This is a genomic window from Enterococcus sp. DIV0210g, assembly GCF_050559705.1.
Lineage (GTDB): Bacteria > Bacillota > Bacilli > Lactobacillales > Enterococcaceae > Enterococcus_B > Enterococcus_B faecalis_A.
Genome location: NZ_CP187903.1, coordinates 1,714,738 through 1,736,989 on the forward strand (window position 1 = coordinate 1,714,738; position 22,252 = coordinate 1,736,989).

At 37.9% G+C, this 22,252-nt stretch carries 24 protein-coding genes; 3 read left to right on the top strand and 21 right to left on the bottom strand.

What is annotated here, in order from left to right:
- Positions 1 to 55: 55 nt before the first annotated feature.
- The 14 genes from IGI64_RS08335 to IGI64_RS08400 form a co-directional block, all read right to left on the bottom strand.
- Positions 56 to 523, bottom strand: coding sequence for a MarR family winged helix-turn-helix transcriptional regulator (locus tag IGI64_RS08335; protein WP_016623543.1), 468 nt, complete (start codon positions 521 to 523; stop codon positions 56 to 58).
- Positions 524 to 707: 184 nt separating this feature from the next.
- Positions 708 to 1,445, bottom strand: coding sequence for a sugar isomerase domain-containing protein (locus IGI64_RS08340; protein WP_429940170.1), 738 nt, complete (start codon positions 1,443 to 1,445; stop codon positions 708 to 710).
- Position 1,446: 1 nt separating this feature from the next.
- Positions 1,447 to 2,697: a PTS ascorbate transporter subunit IIC gene (locus IGI64_RS08345; protein WP_016623541.1), complete on the bottom strand. Its 1,251-nt coding sequence runs from the start codon at positions 2,695 to 2,697 to the stop codon at positions 1,447 to 1,449.
- 3 nt (positions 2,698 to 2,700) lie between these two features.
- Positions 2,701 to 2,982, bottom strand: a complete 282-nt coding sequence (locus IGI64_RS08350) for a PTS sugar transporter subunit IIB (RefSeq protein ID WP_429940171.1) — start codon at positions 2,980 to 2,982, stop codon at positions 2,701 to 2,703.
- A complete protein-coding gene (locus IGI64_RS08355) occupies positions 2,979 to 3,458 on the bottom strand; it encodes a PTS sugar transporter subunit IIA (protein ID WP_429940172.1) in 480 nt (159 codons plus the stop codon). The genes IGI64_RS08350 and IGI64_RS08355 overlap by 4 nt, the downstream gene beginning before the upstream one ends.
- Positions 3,422 to 5,056 (bottom strand): BglG family transcription antiterminator, encoded by a 1,635-nt coding sequence (locus tag IGI64_RS08360; protein ID WP_429940173.1) that lies wholly within the window; start codon positions 5,054 to 5,056, stop codon positions 3,422 to 3,424. The genes IGI64_RS08355 and IGI64_RS08360 overlap by 37 nt, the downstream gene beginning before the upstream one ends.
- Positions 5,057 to 5,240: 184 nt before the next feature.
- Positions 5,241 to 5,480: a hypothetical protein gene (locus IGI64_RS08365; protein WP_429940174.1), complete on the bottom strand. Its 240-nt coding sequence runs from the start codon at positions 5,478 to 5,480 to the stop codon at positions 5,241 to 5,243.
- Positions 5,481 to 5,700: 220 nt separating this feature from the next.
- Complete coding sequence (locus IGI64_RS08370) at positions 5,701 to 6,174, bottom strand: GAF domain-containing protein (RefSeq protein WP_034861514.1); 474 nt, start codon at positions 6,172 to 6,174, stop codon at positions 5,701 to 5,703.
- Positions 6,175 to 6,292: 118 nt separating this feature from the next.
- A complete protein-coding gene (locus IGI64_RS08375; RefSeq protein WP_429940175.1) occupies positions 6,293 to 7,216 on the bottom strand; it encodes a peptidylprolyl isomerase in 924 nt (307 codons plus the stop codon).
- Between the two features lie 358 nt (positions 7,217 to 7,574).
- Positions 7,575 to 8,282 (bottom strand): acetolactate decarboxylase, encoded by a 708-nt coding sequence (budA, locus tag IGI64_RS08380; RefSeq protein ID WP_429940764.1) that lies wholly within the window; start codon positions 8,280 to 8,282, stop codon positions 7,575 to 7,577.
- Positions 8,283 to 8,286: 4 nt separating this feature from the next.
- The gene (gene alsS, locus IGI64_RS08385; RefSeq protein ID WP_429940176.1) at positions 8,287 to 9,951 is read right to left on the bottom strand and encodes an acetolactate synthase AlsS; all 1,665 of its coding nucleotides are present in this window, start codon (positions 9,949 to 9,951) and stop codon (positions 8,287 to 8,289) included.
- Between the two features lie 274 nt (positions 9,952 to 10,225).
- Complete coding sequence (locus IGI64_RS08390) at positions 10,226 to 10,987, bottom strand: formate/nitrite transporter family protein (protein ID WP_429940177.1); 762 nt, start codon at positions 10,985 to 10,987, stop codon at positions 10,226 to 10,228.
- 232 nt (positions 10,988 to 11,219) lie between these two features.
- Positions 11,220 to 12,638: a glycoside hydrolase family 1 protein gene (locus IGI64_RS08395; protein WP_429940178.1), complete on the bottom strand. Its 1,419-nt coding sequence runs from the start codon at positions 12,636 to 12,638 to the stop codon at positions 11,220 to 11,222.
- A gap of 22 nt (positions 12,639 to 12,660) precedes the next feature.
- Positions 12,661 to 13,968: a PTS sugar transporter subunit IIC gene (locus IGI64_RS08400; RefSeq protein WP_429940179.1), complete on the bottom strand. Its 1,308-nt coding sequence runs from the start codon at positions 13,966 to 13,968 to the stop codon at positions 12,661 to 12,663.
- Positions 13,969 to 14,165: 197 nt separating this feature from the next.
- Here IGI64_RS08400 and IGI64_RS08405 point away from each other — a divergent pair, with 197 nt between their 5' ends.
- Complete coding sequence (locus IGI64_RS08405; RefSeq protein WP_016623528.1) at positions 14,166 to 14,870, top strand: GntR family transcriptional regulator; 705 nt, start codon at positions 14,166 to 14,168, stop codon at positions 14,868 to 14,870.
- A 57-nt stretch (positions 14,871 to 14,927) separates the two neighbouring features.
- Here the strand turns inward: IGI64_RS08405 and IGI64_RS08410 are convergent, their stop codons facing one another.
- Genes IGI64_RS08410 through IGI64_RS08420 form a run of 3 tightly spaced genes read right to left on the bottom strand, consistent with a single transcriptional unit; the run spans position 14,928 to position 16,428 of the window.
- Positions 14,928 to 15,404: a hypothetical protein gene (locus IGI64_RS08410; protein ID WP_429940180.1), complete on the bottom strand. Its 477-nt coding sequence runs from the start codon at positions 15,402 to 15,404 to the stop codon at positions 14,928 to 14,930.
- A 35-nt stretch (positions 15,405 to 15,439) separates the two neighbouring features.
- Positions 15,440 to 15,967 carry a helix-turn-helix domain-containing protein gene (locus IGI64_RS08415; RefSeq protein ID WP_016623526.1) on the bottom strand — a complete coding sequence of 176 codons (528 nt, stop codon included), beginning with the start codon at positions 15,965 to 15,967 and terminating at the stop codon, positions 15,440 to 15,442.
- A gap of 29 nt (positions 15,968 to 15,996) precedes the next feature.
- The gene (locus tag IGI64_RS08420) at positions 15,997 to 16,428 is read right to left on the bottom strand and encodes a DUF5626 family protein (protein WP_052526635.1); all 432 of its coding nucleotides are present in this window, start codon (positions 16,426 to 16,428) and stop codon (positions 15,997 to 15,999) included.
- Positions 16,429 to 16,628: 200 nt separating this feature from the next.
- Between IGI64_RS08420 and IGI64_RS08425 the strand changes: the two genes are divergently transcribed.
- Positions 16,629 to 17,150: a hypothetical protein gene (locus IGI64_RS08425; protein ID WP_429940181.1), complete on the top strand. Its 522-nt coding sequence runs from the start codon at positions 16,629 to 16,631 to the stop codon at positions 17,148 to 17,150.
- A 73-nt stretch (positions 17,151 to 17,223) separates the two neighbouring features.
- The gene (locus IGI64_RS08430) at positions 17,224 to 18,207 is read left to right on the top strand and encodes a hypothetical protein (RefSeq protein WP_429940182.1); all 984 of its coding nucleotides are present in this window, start codon (positions 17,224 to 17,226) and stop codon (positions 18,205 to 18,207) included.
- A gap of 109 nt (positions 18,208 to 18,316) precedes the next feature.
- On the opposite strand, the gene IGI64_RS08435 is transcribed toward IGI64_RS08430, so the two are convergent.
- From IGI64_RS08435 to IGI64_RS08450, 4 genes are all read right to left on the bottom strand, one after another.
- A complete protein-coding gene (locus tag IGI64_RS08435) occupies positions 18,317 to 19,621 on the bottom strand; it encodes a lytic polysaccharide monooxygenase (RefSeq protein ID WP_016623522.1) in 1,305 nt (434 codons plus the stop codon).
- A gap of 354 nt (positions 19,622 to 19,975) precedes the next feature.
- Entirely contained in the window at positions 19,976 to 20,359 is a 384-nt protein-coding gene (locus tag IGI64_RS08440) for a hypothetical protein (RefSeq protein ID WP_429940183.1), read from the bottom strand.
- 33 nt (positions 20,360 to 20,392) lie between these two features.
- Complete coding sequence (locus IGI64_RS08445; protein WP_429940184.1) at positions 20,393 to 21,478, bottom strand: helix-turn-helix domain-containing protein; 1,086 nt, start codon at positions 21,476 to 21,478, stop codon at positions 20,393 to 20,395.
- Between the two features lie 320 nt (positions 21,479 to 21,798).
- A complete protein-coding gene (locus IGI64_RS08450; protein WP_034861506.1) occupies positions 21,799 to 22,245 on the bottom strand; it encodes a GatB/YqeY domain-containing protein in 447 nt (148 codons plus the stop codon).
- Between the last annotated feature and the right edge of the window lie 7 nt (positions 22,246 to 22,252).

A 22,252-nucleotide genomic window follows, 5' to 3' on the forward strand; every position in this document is an offset into this window, starting at 1 on the left:
ATATCCAGAATATTTTCCATAAAAAAAGAAGCCGTTGCAAACAGCTTCTTGTATCTTAAAAAGTATCCAATTCTTTTCTTTTGATTTCTTCATCCAGATGATGGTTATATTTATCCAAGAAATCCAGCATGCTTTTTAACTCTTCTTTAGTGGTCTGTTCAAAAACGACTTTGTCACGCTCTTGGAACTCTTGATGCAATTCTTCATGAAGGTCATATAATTTTTTTCCTTCTTCGGTTAGACGGAAATAGATTTCTTTTTTGTTGTTTTCTTTTTGATAGGTCTCGATCAATTGTTTTTCTAACAATTTTTTTGTGATTTTACTGATCGCGCCTCTTGTCATGTACAAAGTTTCTGCCAGCTTTGTTACATTTGGATCGGTGTTTTTTTCGATTGCTTCAATACAGTGTATCTCTGAAGATTTATGGCCTCTCAGTGCTTTTTCCATCTTTCCTTTGTTCAGCCAAGACATCTTATTTATCAAATCTTTCAACTTTTCGATAACCAGTTCTTCCTGATCCATTTTTATCCCCTGCCCTTGTTATTGAACGTAGCTCAATTATAGACAAAAGAAAAGAGGTTGTAAACTCGGTGTTCTGACTTGAGCATTAAGATTCTTTGCGGATGAGAAACAGTTCTTTTGTTTTTCATCCGCAAAGCTTAATGCCGCAAGTCAACTGAGCGAGCACGCATTAAGATTCTTCCACTCATAACCGATAATGGATACTCTCTTTGTAGCTTTCAAAAAGTTCTTGATTCAGCTGATCGCCGCCATCGATATTGGCTGAATAAAAGATTGGCGGATATTTCACACCATTTTCGATCATTTTCTTTGCTGTTTCGACAACGATCGTATTTAAAATGGCTGCACCAATCACTGTCGATGTTGGACCGGCTTTTTGTTCGATTCCTGGAAGTTCACAGCACGCATCGCCTATATCTCCATGGTTATCGATGACGATATCTGCTAATTCAAACAGCCGTTTCTTCGATGAATGTCTGCTTGTGACTGACTTCGAGTAAGTCAAGTTTGTCAAAGCAACGATTTTCACACCTTTTTCTTTGGCTGCTAACGCCAAATCAATAATGACTGAATTTCTTCCTGAAACAGAATGAAGAATCAATACATCTTCCTCTTTGAAATCTACTGTTGCGGCTAGCGCTGTACCGTATCCCTCTAACCGTTCCATTTGACTAGTGAACTGGATTGGCTGTCTATCTAACATAATCTCTCTTCCAAAAATAGCATTGATCGTCATCATTCCGCCTGCTCGATAATAAAGCTCTTCTGCTAAAATACCAGCGTGACTCGCACCGAAAATAAAAATCGACCGCTTCTTGCTATTTGTTTCTGTCAATAGTTCAATCGTCTGATTCATCGCTTCGACTTCTTTTGATGCAACTTCTTTCAGTTTTTCATTGATACATTCCATATATTGAAACATTTTACATTCCTCCAAACAAACCACTAATCAAACGTCCTAGCATTCCCCACAAAGAAAGATCATTTCCGCCAAAAATCAATAGCCAATTTTGGATCGTCGTAGAAAATACAACTGCTGATGCACCTGCCAAAAGTACCATGACGAATGAAGCTGCAATCGTTCCGATAACCGCGCCTCTAAAACCGCCTTGTCCTTCGCCGATAACTGCCGCTCCTCCGCATTCAAAAAAGCTTGTGATAACTAATGGGACCAGCAATACACCAAATACATTGAATGAATTCGCCGCTACTACTAGGATCGTAGATGTGATCATCGCTACGATAAATCCGATGATCACTGCATTGGGCCGATAATTGAACAAAATCGGCACATCAAATGCTGGTTTTGCTCCTGGGACAACTTTTTCAGCAATCCCCTGAAAAGCCGGAATGATTTGATTGATCAGCAAACGCACACCATATAACATGATCAGCAACCCTGCACCAAAATTAAGTCCTGCTTCAATAGAAAACATGATCAGATTTGCGCCTTCTGGTACTAAAACAGGGGCAATGATCCCTACGACTGCATTCATCAAGAACATGACTAGCCCGCCAGTAATCGAAATCTCTCTAAAAAAAGATAAGCTTTCTGGTATGTTCAGATCTTCTGTTGATTTTTCTTTGTTCCCTACCCTTTTAGCAACAAATCCAGAGACGAGGGATAAAATACCAGTTGGATGACCAATTAAAAATGAATCATCTTCTGTAGCAGCCCATACATATTTCCGCATGATCCAAGGCATGAATGACCAATAGCAAGCAGCTAATACCGCACTAACACTGATTAAAAGCACACCTTCCAAACCAGCCTCAACTCCGCCAGCAACAAGAACAAATGGGAACCACCACAGCATATGGCCGGTCAGGAAAATCGTCTTCACCGGTGTAAACCGAGCAATCAATAAATGGATGATCAGCCCGAAGAACATAGCCAAACCAACCGTTCCGCCGTATTCTGCTGTGAATGTCGCATCTGAAAGCCCTTCTGCGACCGTTACACCGAGCTGTGTCTGAACTGCCACATTGATTGGCGCGATCGTCCCCACCAGCATATTGACACCTGCTGTCAAAATAACCATTCCAAACGCTGCCGACATTGAACCTTTGATGATCTCAGAAAAATTCTTTCGTTGCAGAATAAGCCCTAACATAGCAATCAACCCTAAAAGAACAGGGGGATTTCTCAATATATGATCAGTTAAAAAGTTCATTTTTTATCCTTCCTTTTCAGCTAAATAGTTTTCCAACTGTTGTTTGACTTCATTCTTATCCATATATTTTTTGATAGCATATACCGGTGCTTTCACTGATGTTTTTAGTTCCGGCAATAATTCATTGCTGGTAAAATACACATCTGCACTTGTTGCTTTTGCAGTGGAAAGATCTGTGTTTTCGACAGAAGCATCTAAGCCCAATTCCTTTGACGCTTTTTCAATCGTCATTTTCAAGACCATTGAACTTCCTACACCAAAACCGCAAACTGCTAAAATTTTCATAAACTTTCTCCTCCATTAAAAATCTCTGTTAGTTTTTCTTGATCGCTTGTCAATATTTCTTGATACTTTTCTTCATCCATAAATATTGTCATGATGTCTTGCAGACTCTCCAAATGACTTTGATTATCTTGGGCTGCTAAGATCAAAAAGGCTTTTACTAGTTTTCCTTCCATATCAACAGGCTGTCTGACCACGAACAAACTCATACACTGCTGATTTACTCCTTCTCCAGGTCGAGCATGCATCAAAGCGAAGTAATCATTCAAGACCATGTACGGACCATGTTCTTTTACGCTTTCGATCATATTTTTTATATATTTCTCAGTGATCAGCTGTTCTTCCAACAATGGAGTACTCGCTTGTCTCACTGCTTCCTGCCAGTTTTCTGCTTTTTCGCAAACTTGGATATGCTTCTTCGGCAGCCAGCTTTTCAATCTGCTCACTTTTTCACCTCCATCATTTTTGAGATAAACCATTCTTTCTCTTTTATTCCTTGCATCACTAATTCCATAATCGGTTCTACTTGCTGCATTTCTTCTTCGCGGATCATCAAAAAAACAATAATATCTGCTTTTTGTTTTCCCCATAACACTGGTTTATCTAATATCAAAATCGTTACTTTTGTTTGTTCTGCAAACTGCGGGTCGCCGTGAGGAAGCGCAAAACCGTTTTCCAGATAGGTGGACTGGAGATCCTCTCTTTCTAAAACAGACTGAATGAAACGTTCTTTTTTATTCCCATCATTGAACTGTTGATTCTCTGTAAGGTAGCTAAGTACTTCTTCTTTAGATGAGAAATCGCTGAACAAGATTGTTTCACTTAATAATTCTTGTGTTTGTTTTGGTATCACTCTTTTTTTCGGATGGTTTTCTCCTTCAATGATCAGATCGATATAATGTTCCATAATTCTTTTCATATCGGCTCCTGTCACCATGGGCGTTATCTGTACAACTGGTATGTTTAAGTTAGGGATCGCGACTGTTGAAATAATAAAATCCACATCTTTTAGATCCATCCGCGCTAATTTTGCCAGAGAAGCTGCTTCGATCGTGTCTATATCAGGCAAGATCCGACGAATTTTTGCTGCAACAAATGAACTGGTTCCGATACCATTTGGACAAACAAACAAGATTTTTTCTTTTTTTCGCGTGCGTTCAATGGCGGCTTGGAAATGGATAGCGACAAACCCTATCTCATCATCTGACAACTCCATTTGATAGGGGCGGCAAAAATCCGTAAGCGAAAACCAGATAACACCGTATAGAACTGGATATGTTTGTTTGATTTCCTGGATCAATGGATTCACCACCGAACTTTGTGCGCTGATTCGCAGCATCAGCTGGTAAAGATGGATCAGCAAATCTTCTTCTAATCGATGGTCTTGGGTCAGATCTGTCTGGATGCCTTCGCTTACTTTCTGGATAAGAGCGCGGACTTTCCCTCTGAATGAGAGCGGGACACGCTGATCTTTCATAAAAAATTTTAAGCCGCTTCCTATGATAAGATACGTCAGATATTGGATTTCTTCCGTGGAAAATTGATAGATTCCTTGATTTTCCAAATGCTTCAATAATTCATAAACAAGCGGATAATTATTGAATTCCAGAAATAGATTGTCAAACCGACTGCTGCCTTCCAGATGGATATGATGCCCTTTTTCTGCTCGCTGGATCATTACATAAAGCGAAACGATGATATTTTGGACATAACTTTCTGGAATCTCGATCCCTCTTTTCTCCATTCCGTCATAAAGCGCTTCCGAAATTTCGTTGTAAGAAACCGGATCAACAAATAGTTCTTTACCAATTGCCTGACCTGCTTTTTTTAAAATGATTCGTTTCAGCATTTTTTGGATTTGGCTCTCGCTGCCTTCAAAGTAAGTGCCCGAATTATCAAATGACAAAGCCAACCCTTCTTTTAGAAAAAGTGATTTGATAAATGAAATATCATTAGCGATACTGCTTCTCGATACAAAATACTCATTAGAGAGCTGCTGATAACTTAAATGTTCTTGATCTAGTAGACGTTTCAATATAAACCATTTTCTTTCTTTGCTTCCTATATGCAGTTCCACTGTTTTTCTCCCCCTCCGTTACAATCTATCATCTTTGTCTCAAGAAAAGGAGACCAAAAAATAAAAAAGCTTCTGCGAAAAAAACTGAACACCGCTTATGCCGAAAGCAAACAAAAAAATTAGGCGAATCCTTTTTCAGGATTCGCCTAATTGCGTGAATAATATAAGTGCAATGAAAGTTGTGTTACATTGCTTTTAAGCTGACAGTCTCGATCATTGTTTCTATTTCATAGATATTTTCATATTTTGCGACTACTTTCCCGCATTTTTCTTGAATTTCTAAATGATCTTCACTGTTGTAATCTTCTACACAGAAAATAACACAATTTTCTAGTTTTTTGATTACTTCACCGCTTACTTGATTTTTTAAACCAATTGGATGACACTTGTATTTTTGACCTAAAACAATTGCTTCTCTTTCCATATCTAATCACCTTCTAATGTTTTCATCATTTAAATTAAAATAATAATAACATTAAAATTATATTTTGCAAAGAGAAAACCTCTGTTATTTTTAAAAATAAAAAAAGAACAACAAACCAGCACTGGTTCATCGTACTTTTTTCATAAAAACTATCATTTTATCCAATGTACATATATAAATTTTCAGTTATTTTAGTCTTTTGTTTTTTCAGAAACTTTCATCAACTATTAAAATTAGATAATAAAATTTCCACATATTTTTCCAAATAGATTTGGTCTGTATGGTCATACCCGTTCGTTTCACTGCAATCCAAATCAAGAACGCCAACTAATTGACCGTTTTTCACCATCGGTACGACGATTTCTGAACGTGCCGCAGAATCACAGGATATATAATTTTCGTGTGTTTTTACATCATCTACAATCAATGTTTCGCGTTTCTCCGCAGATTCTCCACAGACACCTTTTCCCATTTTGATACGCGTACAAGAAACACGACCTTGGAAAGGACCAAGGATCAATTCTTCTTGATTGTATAGATAGTATCCTGCAAAAACAGTTTCTTTCAATGTCTCATTCAGCAGCGCAGAAGAATTCGCTAAAGTCGCGAGCCAGTCTGTTTCTGCTTCTATAAGTCCTTTTTGCTGAAGCAATAATAATTCATAGGCATCTTTTTTCTCTTGTTCTGTCCACATATTTTTCAGCTCCTTTTGTTGAAGATTATAGCTTAAAATCAGCCGCTGAACCATGTTTTCTTTATAAAAAAACTGAGGCAGACAAGAATTCTTTCTTGATCTGCTTCAGTTTCTAGGATTATTTAGAAGATTCAGTGGATGAGCTAGTTGTTCCAGTCAAGCTGTTTAAGGCATCTTGGAAAGTAGTATCTTTCACTTTCACGTTTGCTTCTTTCAATTCTTCAGCCACAACTTTTGATGTGAATGTGCTGTCGTTTAGTTTTGTTTGTTTCGCGATTTCTTTTACTTCATCTTTATATTTATCCATGTCATTGCCTTTATCTTGGTTTTTCACCATTTTGACAACATAGTAAGATGTCGCATAAGTTGAAGTATCTGTTGCTGTGATCACGTCAGAGATTTGGCCGTCTTTCAATTTGAATGCTGCTTCTTTGACTTCTGACGGAACAGTTGTTGATTGGGAATCAAATTTGATTTTTCCGCCGTCTTCTTTTGTTGTTGTATCAGTTGATTTTTCTTTTGCTAGTTTTGTAAAGTCGCCTTTGTCATCCGCAGATTTCTTCACGTCTTTTGCATCGTCTTCGCTGTCCAACTTGATGATTTGTGCTTCTACTTCTGGATGGAAGGATTCCCATGCTGTTTTCAAATCGTCGTCTGTCAACTTGATATGTGATTCTAAACCTTTGTTATAAGCAAGTTGTTTTTTGATGTCTTCTTTGTATGATTCTTTTGTATAATTAACAGCTGCCAATTGTTCTTCAAAGCTGTCACCTAGTTGTTCTGCTGTTTTGTCATATTCAGCATCTACTTCTTTGTCTGTGACTTTATCGCCGTATTTATTATTGAATACTTCCATGACCGTCATCATTTGGACTTGTTGAGTGGCTTCACTGCCTGTTTTTAATTTATCGTAAAGATCTTGCTGCGTAATTGTTCCGCCTTTCATCGTTACGATTGCTTTGTCCCCTTCGTTAGTAGAACAAGCTGCCAATGCCGCTGATGCAACTAAGATGGCGAATCCAAATTTCAATTTATGTTTCATTCAATGTACTCCGTTCTGGTCTTTTATTTTCAAGTGAGTGTTTAATAACTACAGTAATAATAATAACATGTCCTGCGTAGAATGTAAGGTTAAAAAATTTAAGTTATTTTAAATTTTAATTGAACAATTTATGAAGAAGTTGTGTCTTCTTATTTTAAAAAAACAACGTATCCCTTAAAAATAAATAGTATGACACAAAAAAACAGCTGTTTTATACCGTTTATTTTTTTATAAAAAAAAATAAAACAACGCCACACCTTAAAAATCAGCTCCTCAAAATCATCAAGATGTTTTGAGGAGCTGATGAGAAAATTCTTTTATTTTTTATTATTTACACGAAGAAAGTCTTTGTTGAGGATCATTCTGCTTTTTGGATCTCTGAAGCTAAATCTGCATAATCGATCTCTGTTTGTACAAAGGTTGGGTCTTCAACTGGGAAATGCTGGATCAATGATTCGATCCGGCTGATTTCTGCTGTACCTTCTGAAAGCTCGAAATCGATGATATGTCCTGCAAACTTATGGTCTTCATCAATAAAATGCAGATGGAAACCTGCTGCGGCTACACCTTGGAACAATTCCGGCGTGAAGAAGCCGACAATGGTTCCTTTGATATCTGTTTGTGTAAATTCAGGCTGCTGCTCGGATACTTCAACTAAACGTTTGTAAGGTTTTTCTTGTTTTGGCATGATACGGATATGCATCTTTTTAAATTCGCCAGTTATCTTGACTCCTAAAAAGAGATTTTTACTCTGTTTTTCCAAAATCATTTCTTTTGCTTCAGTGCTGGACATTTCTGACAAAGCGATTGTTTCATCTGATTTAAATGAAGTCACCGCAGCATACGGTGTTTTTTCTGATCCTGTCAGCGGGATAACTGCGCCATCAGAACGACCTTGATAAGCCGCTCCATCTAAAAAAACTACTTCTCCATCAAGTCCGTGAAGCGTACCTAACCCAAAATCTCCTTGAGCTAAGATCTCATCAATCGCGGCTGTTCCGTCCATCAATCCTGCCATCAATGCGCCTAGCGTTCCATGCTGATACAATTTATTCATTTGGGACATCTCCTTAATAGAATTGGTCAGGTAAGATCGTTTCACCTAATTTTTCATTGTCTTGGTAATCGATTGGGATATCGATGATAACTGGGCCATCTTCTTTCATGCCCTCTTGGATCGCTTGCTCTAATTCTTCCACATTCGTTGCTCTAAAACCTTTGGCACCAAAAGCTTCTGCATATTTCACAAAATCGACAGGACCAAAATCAACACCTGAAGCACGTTTGTATTTCATTTTTTCTTGGAATTCGACCATATTGTAGTGTCCGTCGTTCCAAATCAAGTGAATTATTTTTAATTTTTTGCGTACTGCTGTTTCCAAATCTTGCGCAGAGAATAAGAATCCGCCGTCTCCCGATACTGAAATGATTTGTGTATTTGGACGAACAAGAGCTGCTGAAATCGCCCAAGGAAGTGCAACACCTAGCGTTTGCATCCCATTACTGAAAAGCAGATGTCGTGGTTCATAACTTCTAAAGTGACGAGCCATCCAGATATAATGGCTGCCCACATCCACCGTAACAGTCATATCATCTGTTACATTTGACTGTAGCGTGTTGATGACTTCAAGTGGATGTAATGCGCCTTCCAATTCGCTTGGTTTTGCAATATCACGTTTTGTCAGTTTGTCTTGCAACGTTGCTAAATACGCTGAAGCCTCTGATGAGATTAGAGAATCTTCTAGATTTTCGCTGATCAAATCAAGGGTAGCAGAAATATTTCCGATCAATTCTTTTTCTGGCTGCATATAAAAATCGATTTCTGCTGGGCTTTCATCAATAACGATAATGCGTGCATCTTGCTCTGCGTTCCAGTTTCTCGCTTCATACTCGATTGGATCATAACCGATTGCAATCACTAAGTCACTGCGTTTCAACAGCATATCTCCTGGCTGATTTCTGAATAAACCAACACGTCCGAAGAAATGTTGTTCCAACTCACGAGAGATCACACCAGCTGCTTGGAAAGTCTCAACGACAGGTAAACCTGTTTTTGCCACTAATCGGCGAATCGCTGCTGTTTCTTCTTCACTTGAACCGCGCATCCCTACTAAAAGAACAGGAAGTTGCGCTTCTTTGATACGTTCTGTTAAATAAGCAATATCAGAAGCTGAAGCAGAGCCAAGTTTCGGATCACTTAATGGTTTGATTACTTCACCTTTCACAGGAGCATCTACCACGTCTTGAGGGATACTGATGAAGCTGGCACCTTTTTTAGAACTTTTCGCCATACGATAAGCATTTGCAATGACTTCTGAGATTGTTTCAGGATCATGGACTTCTGCACTGTATTTAGTGATTGGTTTGAACAATCCAGCATTATCCATGCTTTGGTGTGTCAATTTCAATAAATCGCTGCGCTTTACTTGTCCGGCAATTGCTAATACAGGATCGCCCTCTGCTGTTGCTGTCACTAAGCCTGTAGCTAAGTTGCTTGCTCCAGGTCCGCTTGTCGCGATGACAACACCAGGTTCACCGGTGATACGGCCAATTGCTTGTGCCATGAACGCTGCATTTTGTTCATGTCGTGTCACGATCAATTCTGGTCCGCCATCTTCTAATTCATTGAACACACCATCGATTTTCGCCCCTGGAATACCAAAAATATAATCTACTTTGTGGTTTACCAAACTTTCTACAACAGTTTTTGAACCTTGTTTCATATTATTATCCATTACTATTCTCCTTTTAATCAATCCTCAACAATAAACACAGGTTAACTATACAACACATTTTCAAAAAATACTAGTACAGTTTTAACGTTCTGTTTCAAAGACAGTATAGCATGTTTTGTTCGATTTGTTGAATCATATGCAGAAGGCTAGATAAAAAAAGCCGAAGCCTTCGAAAATAATTTATCTCATTTTCGAAAGCTTCAGCTTTTTAAGATATTATCGCTGGTATGCTGTTTATTCTATTTTGTAAATAAAAATATATGTCTTATAAAAATCAATGCTTTCTGAAACTCAAATAGTAAAATCCTGAAACAAAAACAGCACCGCCAATGATATTTCCAATGTAGACAAAAAGGAAATTGATGAAGAAGCTGCTCCAATCAGCTGTACCTTCAAATATCGCAGCTGGGATCACAAAACAGTTTGCCACACTATGCTGAAAACCAATTGCAACAAAAATCATTACTGGAAACCAGATGCCCAATATTTTTCCAGCCGCATCCTTTGCCCCATAACACAGCCACAAAGCCAAACCAACAAACCAGTTACAGCCGATTCCTGACCCTACTGCTTGAATCCAGCTTACGTCTACTTTGTGTTCTGCTAAACTGATTACTTGATCCAAATAAACACCGTTCGAAGTCAATCCAACCACATGTCCAAAAAAATAAGCAACAAATATTGCGCCGATCATGTTCGCAATAGTGATCGTTAACCAATTGACTGCCAGCTCTTTAAACGAGACTTTTCGATCAAACCACGCACAAGCAACAGCCATCATATTTCCTGTAATCAGTTCTCCGCCGGCCAATAAAATGACGATCAAACCGATTGGAAACACGCTAGCGCCGACCAACGCCTGGACACTTGCTAGATCTGCCGGAATAGAAGCTGAAACTCTGATATAAGCTAAATAACCTAATGAGATCATGGCTCCGCCGATAAAACCTAAAATCATCTTAGCCAAGAAAGGCTTTTCAATTTTCTTGACACCGTATTCAATACTTTGTTCTAATATTTCTGATGCTTCTTTCACTTTCCGCTCACTCCTTCACCTTATCCTTCTACTTTACAATGTCTCGAAGCAAAAGCAAGCGTCTTGTGAACTATTTCATTTGTTTCATCGAGTAGGCTAATCTTTTTTTAATCGTTAAATAACAAGTTTATTTAAACTGTTTCATTTATGGTATACACGCGTTTTGACGCATCTTTTTCAGCAAATAAAAAAATCTGTTCCTCTTGTTTATAAACAAGAGGAACAGCCTATTTTACTTATTCACAGCATCATCCGGCAGTTCTAAGATCCGCTCATCCACCAAGCTTTTATACCAATAACCAGATTTTTTCAAAGTCCTTGTTCTTTCTTCATTTAATTCGATCCGTACCAATCCATAACGGTTTTTAAATGCATTCATCGGCGATACACAGTCAGTGAAGGCCCACAGCATGTAGCCTTCGCAATTTGCCCCTTCTTCGACTGCTTTCAAAAGATAGCGCAAATGCTGACCAATAAAGTCGATTCGGTAATCATCGACCACTTTGCCGGTTTCATCGATATACTGTTCTTCGTTTTCTCGGCCCATCCCATTTTCAGTGACTAGCCATGGAATATCTCCGTAATTTTCTTTTAAGTAGATAGCCATATCGTACATGATTTGCGGAAAGATTTCCCAGCCTCTGGAATTATTCATCTTTTTCCCTGGTAAATCAAATGTCTCATAGTACATTTCTGGATGGAACGGCATTCCTTCATGCCATTGATAGCGCGGCGCACGAACTCGTTTTGGATAATACTGATTGATTCCTAAGAAATCTAATGTATTTTCTTTGAGGATCGTTTTTTCTTCTTCCGTTGGGTCAAAATAAATCTCGTGTTTTTGACAAAGTTCGATCAATTCAGGATCGTATTCTCCTTGGATCATCGGATCGAAAAAGACACGATTATAAAACAAGTCATACATTTTTTGCGCCTGTTGATCTTCTGGCGAGGAAGAACGTGCATAAACCATCTCTGGGTTCAACACGCAGCCGATACGGCCATCTTGTCCGAGTTCTTTAAAGATTTTCACTGCTTTTGCTGAAGCAAGAACTTTATGGAAATTCCAAAGCATCCATTTTTTCGTATTTTGCTCGTGAGGCCAGCGAATCGCATCAAGATAACAGCGTGTTTGGGTAACGATCGGTTCATTGAACGTAAACCAATTTTTCACTCTGTCACCGTATCGTTCAAAAACGATACGTGCGTATCCTGCATATAATTCAACAACTTCTTTTGAAGACCAGCCATCATATTTTTCTAACAAGAATGCCGGAACTTCATAATGTTCGAGACAAAGCATTGGTTCTACACCAGCTTCGATCAATCCATCAATAACATTGTCGATATGCTGAGCATACTCTTCATCAACGACCAGATTCTCATAGTCTGTAAAAAAACGCGCCCAGTTGATCGATGTCCGATAATGTGTCAAATGGATCTCTTTCATCAAATCAATGTCTTCTTGGTATTTTTCCATAAAGTTTGTTGCTACTGCTGGTCCATACCCTTCATGCCAAACAAACGATTCATTTTTATACCAACTGTCTAGAAAAGAGTCTTGTCCTTCTTTTTTTCCTTTCCAACCTTCTGTCTGCCAAGCAGAAGAAGCAGCCCCAATGATAAATTGTTCTGGAATCTTGATTTTCATAATTTCCTCCTACGATTACGTTTTATGCAACTTCAGTCGTCGTTTTATTCATTATTTTGACAAATGGCAAGTAGATCACGATCGAAACAAGGATACACACGATTTGTGTAGCCACTGCACCGATATCTCCTGCCGTTGCTAGATAGGCATTGACGATCGGCGGCATCGGCCACGGAACCATCACGACTGCTCTAGCCGCAAATCCTAACGAAGTAGCAAAGTAGCCAATCGTTCCCGTTACTAATGGTGTGATGATGAACGGAATTGCTAAAATCGGGTTCAGCATGATCGGCATCCCAAAGATAACTGGTTCATTGATATTAAAGATCCCTGGTGCAAAAGATAATTTACTGATTTGACGCATATCTTCTCTTTTGCCAACCATGAAAATTGCAATCAGCAGACCGATCGTCACCCCTGAACCGCCCATACTCATGTACATATCCCAAAACGGCATCGTAATGATATTCGGTACTTCTCTTCCTGCTTCGAAGGCCTCTGTGTTGACAGCAATTGCAGCTAACAATAATGGTTCCCGTATCGGTTTCACCATTTGATTGCCGTGGATACCGATTACCCAGAAAACTTGTGCAATGAACATCAGCAGCAAGATCCCAGGTAATCCTTGAACCATACCTTCAAGCGGACGTTGGATGATGTTATAAATAATATCGTATACATAAAGTCCAGTTAGTTCTTTTACAACAAACCCAAATGTTGCCATCGCTGAAACAGTGATGATCGTCGGAGACAAAGCAGAAAAACTTGCCGCTACGTTTGTCGGTACCGTGTCAGGCATCTTCAGCTGCAGTTTTTCTTGACGACCTAGCCAGCAAAATAATTCAACAGAAAGAATCGCAATGAACATCCCCAGAAACAGCCCTTTTGTATCTGTGTATTGTCGTGCCAATACATTTTCAGCTACTACTGTTACATCGCCGTCCATAAATTCATATACTGTCGGATTGACTGCTAAATATGACATTACAGCAATAACTCCTGGGAAAATCCCTTTTACCTTATTGAGTTTTGCTAATTCGATCCCAATCAAAAAAACCGCATAGATTGTTAAGAAACTCAACGTCACATAACTGATGGAAGAAGCAATTGGTTTCAACTCTGCTAGAAAACGCAATGCTGAGATTCGTGCTAATCCATTTTCTGCATCAAAAACCATCGCTGAAAACAGCGTACCGAAAGCTCCAGTAATGATGACTGGCAGCAAAGCAGCAAAAGCATTTTTGATTACTTTTATATATCGAAGTTCATTGATTTTTGTCGCTACATTTCCTAAAATATTTGCTAGTTTATCCATGAAATTCCCACCCATACAATTCCCTCCTCAAAATGTGTCCTCTATCTTGTTTATTCATCGCTGATAGTTATTCAACAACTATCTGTATCTATTAATTTAAACGATTGCCGAATATATGTAAACGCATTCTTTTGTGAAATAAACAGTATGATAACATGGAGGTTTACATATGGAACAAGTTTATATTATGATTAAGAAAAGGGGTGTTACGAATGGCCAGATATCATGAGATCGCAAACGATATACGCACACAGATCACCAATGGATTATATAAAAAAGAGGAAAAACTCCCGAAGCAGATCGAATTAGCAAAACTTTACCAAACCAGCAGAGTCACTATCCAAAAAGCATTAGATCTGCTGCAGATTGAAGGAATTATTTATGGCAAAAAAGGCGTAGGCACTTTTGTCAGCAGCCCTTTATCTGTCTATGATTATAATGTTCAAAAGAATAAAGGATTGACGAATAAACTAGGAGATTTAGGCATTTTGACAAGTAAGATCGTTTCTTTTGAAGTTCTCTTTCCTCACGAAAAAGAGCAGGAAAAATTGAAGATCCAGAAAAACGATCCAATCTATGATATCGTTCGTTTGCGCTTGTTAGACGACGAACCATTAGCTTTAGAATATACGTCTATGCCGGTCTATCTGATTCCTGGAATTACGGAAGAAGTTCTTGAAGGCTCAATTTACAAATATATCACCGAAACACTCAACTTGCAGATGGGGCCTTCTACGCGGAGAATAAAAGCAGACAAATCAGACCGCTACGATCAAAAATACCTGGACTGCGCACTCGATGATCCTGTTTTAGAAGTAGAACAAGTCGTTTATTTGCAAAATGGTATCCCCTTTGAATTTTCACAAACTCGTCATCGTTATGATAAAGGCGACTTTACGATTATCAATCACGATTGACTACTGTTTTTTAAAAGTACAAAAAGCTGTCAAAAAATCGGCAGCTTTTTAATCTGTTCATATATATTTTTTCCTCTCATTTTTATGTTCAAAAGCAGAAATATAATCCATAAAATAGCAGTCTCTTTTTTCCACGCTTTTATGGGAAATACCAGAAAATATGAGAACATCCAAAAACAAAAGGGAGCTGTTTGTTTCCAGAATGCCCACCTTCTCATCAAGAAAAACATATAAACGATCATCCTCTAGAAACGGATCTGTTTCGCTTTGGTGAAAATTCGGATCTTGGTAATATTTTTCACTTTTCTCATTATTGACGACGAAAAAAAGTTTTACCGACACTTCTTTCAATCCGTCAAAATAGATGGAATTCCTCGCATTTTCCGCTAGTAAACCAATCCGTTTTTCTGGCAAAAAAGCAACTGGTTTTTCCTCGATATCCACGATTTGCTCCAATACTTCCCTCGTTTTTCTCCGTTCATCCACATAGATAAATGAATCCTGATATTTTTTTAAGAGTTCAGAAAAGTTCAACAAATTTTTTCTCCTTTCGTTAATCCTTTAATAAGTTATTCGATTTGTTCGATCATCGTGACTCCCCAATTAAATATATCAGTTAAATGAGCATAAGTAGAGTGTATATTCAGCAAAATGGAAAATAAACAAGTAATATAAATCAATTTATAAAAAGAATTTGATTGATTGTTCTGCCACAAAACAAAAGGTATCAGAAGAAAACCAATAGGATAGACAACAATTGAAAGAATCGCTAAAAGAAGCAAGGAAAAACCATTTTCAGTGGCATTATCCGGCGTTTCTTCCTGTAAGATCATTCGTTGTTCTTCTTTTTCGACAGAGCCATCCAGCACGTCATCATTTTCTTGGCTCAAGTTTTGTTCCTGCTCTTCTTGCAGCAAGTCATCAATAGATACTTCATACATAGCACTTAGCCTCACTAAATTCTCCAAATCTGGCGTAGTATGTCCATTCTCCCACTTTGAAATAGCTTGTCGCGAAAGTTTTAAACCCTCTGCAACAGCTTCTTGGGACAAGTTTTGTTTTTTACGATAATATTTTAATTTTTCTGGCAATGCCACCTATAGTCACCTCGTTTCGAAAATCCAGTTTATATCACCACTAGTCTACCATTGGAAATAGTTGCAGTTACACGCTTATTGGAAACCACCACACCCGATCGATAGCGAAAATGATAAACTGCTTGATTCGATGTATACGTCAAGCTGTTAGAAATAATACTGCCGCGAAGTGCTTTAAATCGTTTGTTAGTGACTGCTTTGATTTGTCGATCATCATCTACTAGAATGTCATAAGAAGCCGTCCAACTTCCTGGAGATGACTTAGTGATCCGGTAAGTTCCAGGATTTATTTTTACTGTTTCCGAAGTAGGCTCGATCGGCAAATCGATGAACTCTCCTCTATTACTATCCATAGAGAAGAAATCTTCCGTGCCTTCAAGCTGCTCGTCCATATATCCAGATTTTGCCAATCCCACAAATCCAACAAACAGCATAAAGAAAATCATGATCTGTTTGATCATTTCTCGTTCCTCCATTTATTTTTTGTATTTTAAGTGTAACTATTTCTATACAATTGGACTAGCACCCATTAGTTGCCTTACCGCAACCAATGGCTTACATAATTACATGCATTTGTCTATTGATGGGTTCTTACAATTATTATACCGTCCTGACATAATTATAATTGTACCAACAATTTATTTTTATAGGAGGAATGAGAATGATCAACAGATTGGCTTTATGTGTGATGATGGTAGGCAGCTTAAGTTTAGATGTTACAGCAAACGCAGTTACTGAGAACGATGGTGTTGATCCGACACTGGAATTAATTGAGAAAGCGGAAGAATTAAGCGAAGTTTCTGGGGAAGATGTCGTGATTGTTGATGGATATGAAGTGGCGGTTGGAGAAGATAGTTTTACAGCGGAAGGATTGAGCAGAAATACGTTAGTTCTAACTGGCAGAGTCAGTGTATCAAGACCGCTATTTGGAGGCGTTATGACAGCATCTGCTAGTTCAAGCACCAACAGAATTGTGCATTCAATTGGAGTACGAGCTAGCGTGAACAATAATGGGGTTAATGTTTCTAATGGCAGCTGGAGAAGGTTATCAAATACTACTTTTGTTTCTACATCTCAAAATGGAACAGGTAGATCAGGGATTGCCCATAGTTTCCATGATGCAAGATGGACATCTACGAGCGGAACACTGACGGTGAATCAATCAAACAATACTTTTAGATAGCTCATTAAGAAATCAAAAATAAAAAGTATGAGTTCAAATACTCATACTTTTTTTGAAGGAAATAGGTAAAATTATGAAGAAAAAAATTTTTTTATTTTTTTTAATTTGTATAGTTGGTGTATCTATTTGGCTAATTAATAGAACAACGGAATCCTCAGATATAACTTACACTGAATTTAAAGAAACTTTTGGTGAAGACGCATGGGGTCATCAATTAGGCATTGTGAATCCTGAATACGGACCAATGGGAGAAAATCTTATTTGGGATTCCGAAACTGAACAATTAATTGTAGAGTTTGATAATTTCACTTCTGATGCAGAGTTCAGATTGAAACTTTTTTGGAATTATCAAGAAGTTGAATTTTCTGTTGACGGTGGTCAAATGAAAAATCACTATACTTTTTCATTAAATTATACAGAAAGAATCGAACTTCCAATTAACCTATCAGATAATGCTGGCATTGATGTGAATAACGAAGGTTTTCTTGGCTTTTTGACAGCAAATATATTTATAGAACCTAATAAATCCCAAAAAGATCTAAAACTTTTAGATCATGATTATGTGGGAATAAACAGCGTTCATTATGTTTTTTCTGATATAGATATGGCAGACTATGATCGAGAAAAAATTTTCAATCCTCAACTATTTCAACCATATAAAAATTTCCCAGAAGATTATTTTACTTTAAATGTAACAACTGAATATGATGAGCTTTTGAATATTCCTAGTACAAGTATCACTGTAAAAAAAGGAGAAAAAATCGATTTCAATTTTGTGTTAGGAGATGGCACAGGCGAAAAAATCGATCAATATCTTCTGTTTGCGCTTTTAGGAAATGATCAAATAGAAATAAATGAGCAAGCTATGTTACACCTCCATTTACCTTTAGATGAACATTCAGAAAATACAATACCCCAAACTGGTATATTTTCAATAATCGCGCCTAAAGAAAGCGGGACATATGAGTTTATTGCCTATGCTGTTGGATTACCCGTGGAAAAAAGTCCCTATACCAACATCGAAAACTCCTTCCGAATCACCATTGTTGTAGAATAAAACCTTGCATAATCAGTTTCAATGAATCATGGTTAGTTTAACTGGATATACAAAAAACAAGCGAATCAACTTGATCCGCTTGTTTGTGTGATGGAATTGATATTTATTTTTATTTTGCTGGTGTGAACAAAGCTGCTGCTCCAGTTGGTGACCATGATGCATCACCATAGTTAAAGTGTGTTTGCAATACGCGGAAGTTGCTTCCTTGGTAAGAAATCATCTCTCCTGCTGTATAAAGTTCCGGCGCTGTAAATGAGCCGACTTTCCACTCGCGGTGGTCACCAGGTGTTGTTTCTGCTTTCTTCGTTCTAACTGACAATACGTTGCTTGATTCTGAAACTTCTCCAGTCTTGCTGACTGCTTTTACTGAGTATGTGTAAGCTGTGTCTTGTGTCAATCCTTGATCCATGTAACGAGTATTAGCTGTTGTTGCAATCAATTGGTTGTTTCTGAAAATCTGGTATTCTTTGATTCCTTGTGAATGTTCAGATTTCGCCCACATCAAGTCTACGCTGTTCGTTGTTTCGCCCATTGAATGCAAGTTCGCTGGTGCTGTTGGGTTTTCGATTGCTGATTCTTCTTTTGTCGTTACACTTACTGCTGCGCTTTTTTCTGAAACTAAACCAGTTCTGCCTACTGCTTCGATTTGGTATCTGTAAGCTGTTTCAGGTGTCAGATTACGGTCTGTATAGCCAGGACTTGTTGTTTGACCAATCACCTTGCCGTCACGGTAAACATTGTAAGAAACAGCATCTGATTGTGCTCTCCAGTTCAATGAAACAGTTGATGAAGTTGCAGAAACAACAGATAGACCTGCTGGCGCTGTTGGTGCTGTCGGGATACTGTTGTCTGATGCAACGTTCACATCGATTACGTTATAAAAAGCATTTGATGTATCTGCAACGTCCCAAACCGCTAAGATTACATGGTAACCAAGACGATTTTCAGGAATCGAGATATTGTGTGTCAAATTGTTTGAAGCAGAAGAGTTATCATGATCGATCACAGCGATTTCTTCTAAATTCTCACGCGCTAACGGCTGATCAGGATTCCATCCTGGTTTTGTCATGTAGTAATGCCATTTTGCTGTACTGTGAGCTGCTGTGTATCTCCAAGTGATATTCATTGGACCAGTTTTTACTTCTTGTTTTGTCCAGCGTGAAGCTGTTTGGTTATCTAAAACGAAGTCGCCGATTTGTCCAAATCCGCCATTTGCAGAAGCGATTCTTCCATCTGCTGGTCCGCCTTGAGGAAATCCTTTTGGCGCTTCTAAAGATTGAGGGTTAGTAATTACAGCTCCATAATGTTTGAATGCTGCGTCATATCCAATCGTACTTCTATCCAATACACCTTGATAGCCTCGGCTAGGTGGTGCTTCTACGTATCCGTGAGCATCTGCATCCACACTGTTCATGAAAACTGCTCCTGTGATCCCTGCTGACAACAATAACAAACTTAATTTCTTTTTACTTAACAAATGAAACGCCCCTTTTTTGATTTTATTTTTTAACTACTCTTCGATAAGTGTTATGTATCATTTTTCTTGAAGACCCCATTCTTCAAGAATAAAAAATTGCTTTCCGATAAAATCGGCTCCCCCTTTTGCTTTAACAACTCCCTTCTACTTTTATAAAAGTTATTTTAACAACTTTATATATCAAGAATACGGGATGAAACAAAGAAGATAAAGGCAAAAAAATTCCTTATATACGGAAATTTTTTGCCTTTATAATAAACACGAATGTTATTAAATTTTCTTTTTTTATTATCAGCTGACGATTTTTTCAAAGAAAAGTTTGCTTGATTTCATTTTCGTTTCATAGAATTTGATCAGGAAATCTGCTTCCACTGCGTTTACATAATTGGAGATACAGATCACGGGCGTTTCTTCTAGTTCCAGATGCGATAGATTCGTGATGATACAATCATATCCTTTGCTTTGATCCGTCAATTCTTTAAGAGTCATTGCCGTAGAAATCTCCAAAACGAACCGAGGGTATAAATGATATTCCAGCTTTTCTTTTATAAATTCAATATGTTCTTTTGTCGAATCGACAAATAAACAGGCATGGATCTTTGGCATAAAGTATTCGATTTGCGCAAATAGTCCGCTCCAGCTTGTCAGCAATTCAAAAATCACTTGCTGGACCATGAATTGATTGCTCCTGTCAGCAATCCATTCCCCTTACAATGTGTCTCTTATTTTCTGCTCCAAAAAGTCGATAACAAAATTATATTCAGCAGATAAGCCGACAAAAAAGTCGTGATTCTTGTCATAAATGATAAAGTTCGGGCCCCGATTCACTACGATCGATTGATAAAGTTTGAAAACCAGACGTTCTTTGTCAGGACAAGTGAGCGTAAATTTTTCTTCGAGTGTACAAATCAGTGTATCCAAACCTTTCAAAAGCTGATTTAGCGAAGGCTCTTTTTCTCCCAGCTGCAGCAATTCTTCATAATTCGTCACATAGGAAGGTTCAAAAAATGGATAAAAAAGATCTTTAATGATCGACTTTGTTAAAATAAGATCATAATGTTCTGCGATCATTTCGATAAACATATCATCTTCCAAAAAGCTGGTTTGGATCGTTTTTTCAACTTGTGGTTCAGTGATTTGGCGATTTTTCTGAATACGCTTGATCGACAGATAGACAGACATTTTCAGTTTCTTCATTGTGCCGTAATCGTTGCCTTCTTTTTCTAACAGCTCTGGATTTTCCAGCAAAAAACGTTCTACCAATTCATTTAAAAGCGAATACTGCTTTTCTGTACAAATATGGAAAACATGCTCATATTTTTCTAACATGTATCGGACCATAAAATTACGCAGGACGATTTCTGAACCGGATAAATGCCCGCCAGCCTCAAAAAAGATTCCTTCTTCTTTTAAAATAGGATTGAGCTTCCGCATCGTTTTCTTTGTTGTTTCTTCTGAGATGAAATTCATTTCGCAAAACTCATATAAATCATTGAATTTTTCGAAAAAGGAACATTCGATCAATGAGAATTCTAAACTTTCTGATAATATTTTTGAATAAATATAATTTTTTGAGTGTCGTGCTTTGGTATGTAAGTAAACGCCGGATTTCAGAGATGTTTCTATGTAAAGCGGTTCGATAAAATCGTTAATCGATTGGATATCTTTTCTAAGTGTGCGCTCAGAAGTATGCAGCAGTTTAGCAAGTTCTTCTGTGGTTTTCCAGCCGCTTTCCCATAAGATTTCCAACAGTTTCAAGTGTCGTTCATCCACTTTGTTCAATAATCTTCGCATGTCATTCCGCCTTTCATTCGGTGATCGGCTGTCGTTGCCCTAAGTACAACAGACAGCTAATAATTTTTTAAGAAGTTTATCCATCTTTTAGTTTTTCTTTTATGATAATTACTCTAATAATTAACATAACCTCATTATAATATAAGTTATTTTTCTTTTATGTGATAACGCGCGTTATAAAAGAACTCTTTTCTCATCGGGCGACGCAAAAAGTGATCGGCCGCTTTTCAATAAAATCAGTAAGTCTTTTAGTCAAAAGGCACATATTTAAGCACGTAAAAAAACCGCAGGCATCACTGCCTACGGTTAAATTCACAAGATTAAGATTGCAAAAGTTCTTTCACGATCGCGTTGACTAGATTACCATCTGCTTTACCTTTGACTTTAGGCATTACGGCACCCATCACTTTGCCAAATTCTTTCGCAGAAGCTGCACCAGTTTGGTTGATCGCTTCTTGAACGATTTGTCGAATATCATCCTCGGAAAGTTGTTCCGGCATGTATTTTTCGACGATCGCAATTTCGCTTTTTACTTTCTCAGCTAAATCATCGCGCCCCGCTTGTTCAAACTCTCGTAAAGAATCACGGCGCTGCTTCATTTCGCGAGACAACACTGATAATTCTTCATCGTCGGTCAAATCATGGCCTACTTTGATCTGCTCGTTTTGTATCGATGACTTTATCATGCGGATAACTTGTAAAGATTCTTTGTCTTTCGCCTTCATCGCGCTTTTCATGTCATCGTTCAATCTACTTAGTAGTGACACACTACCA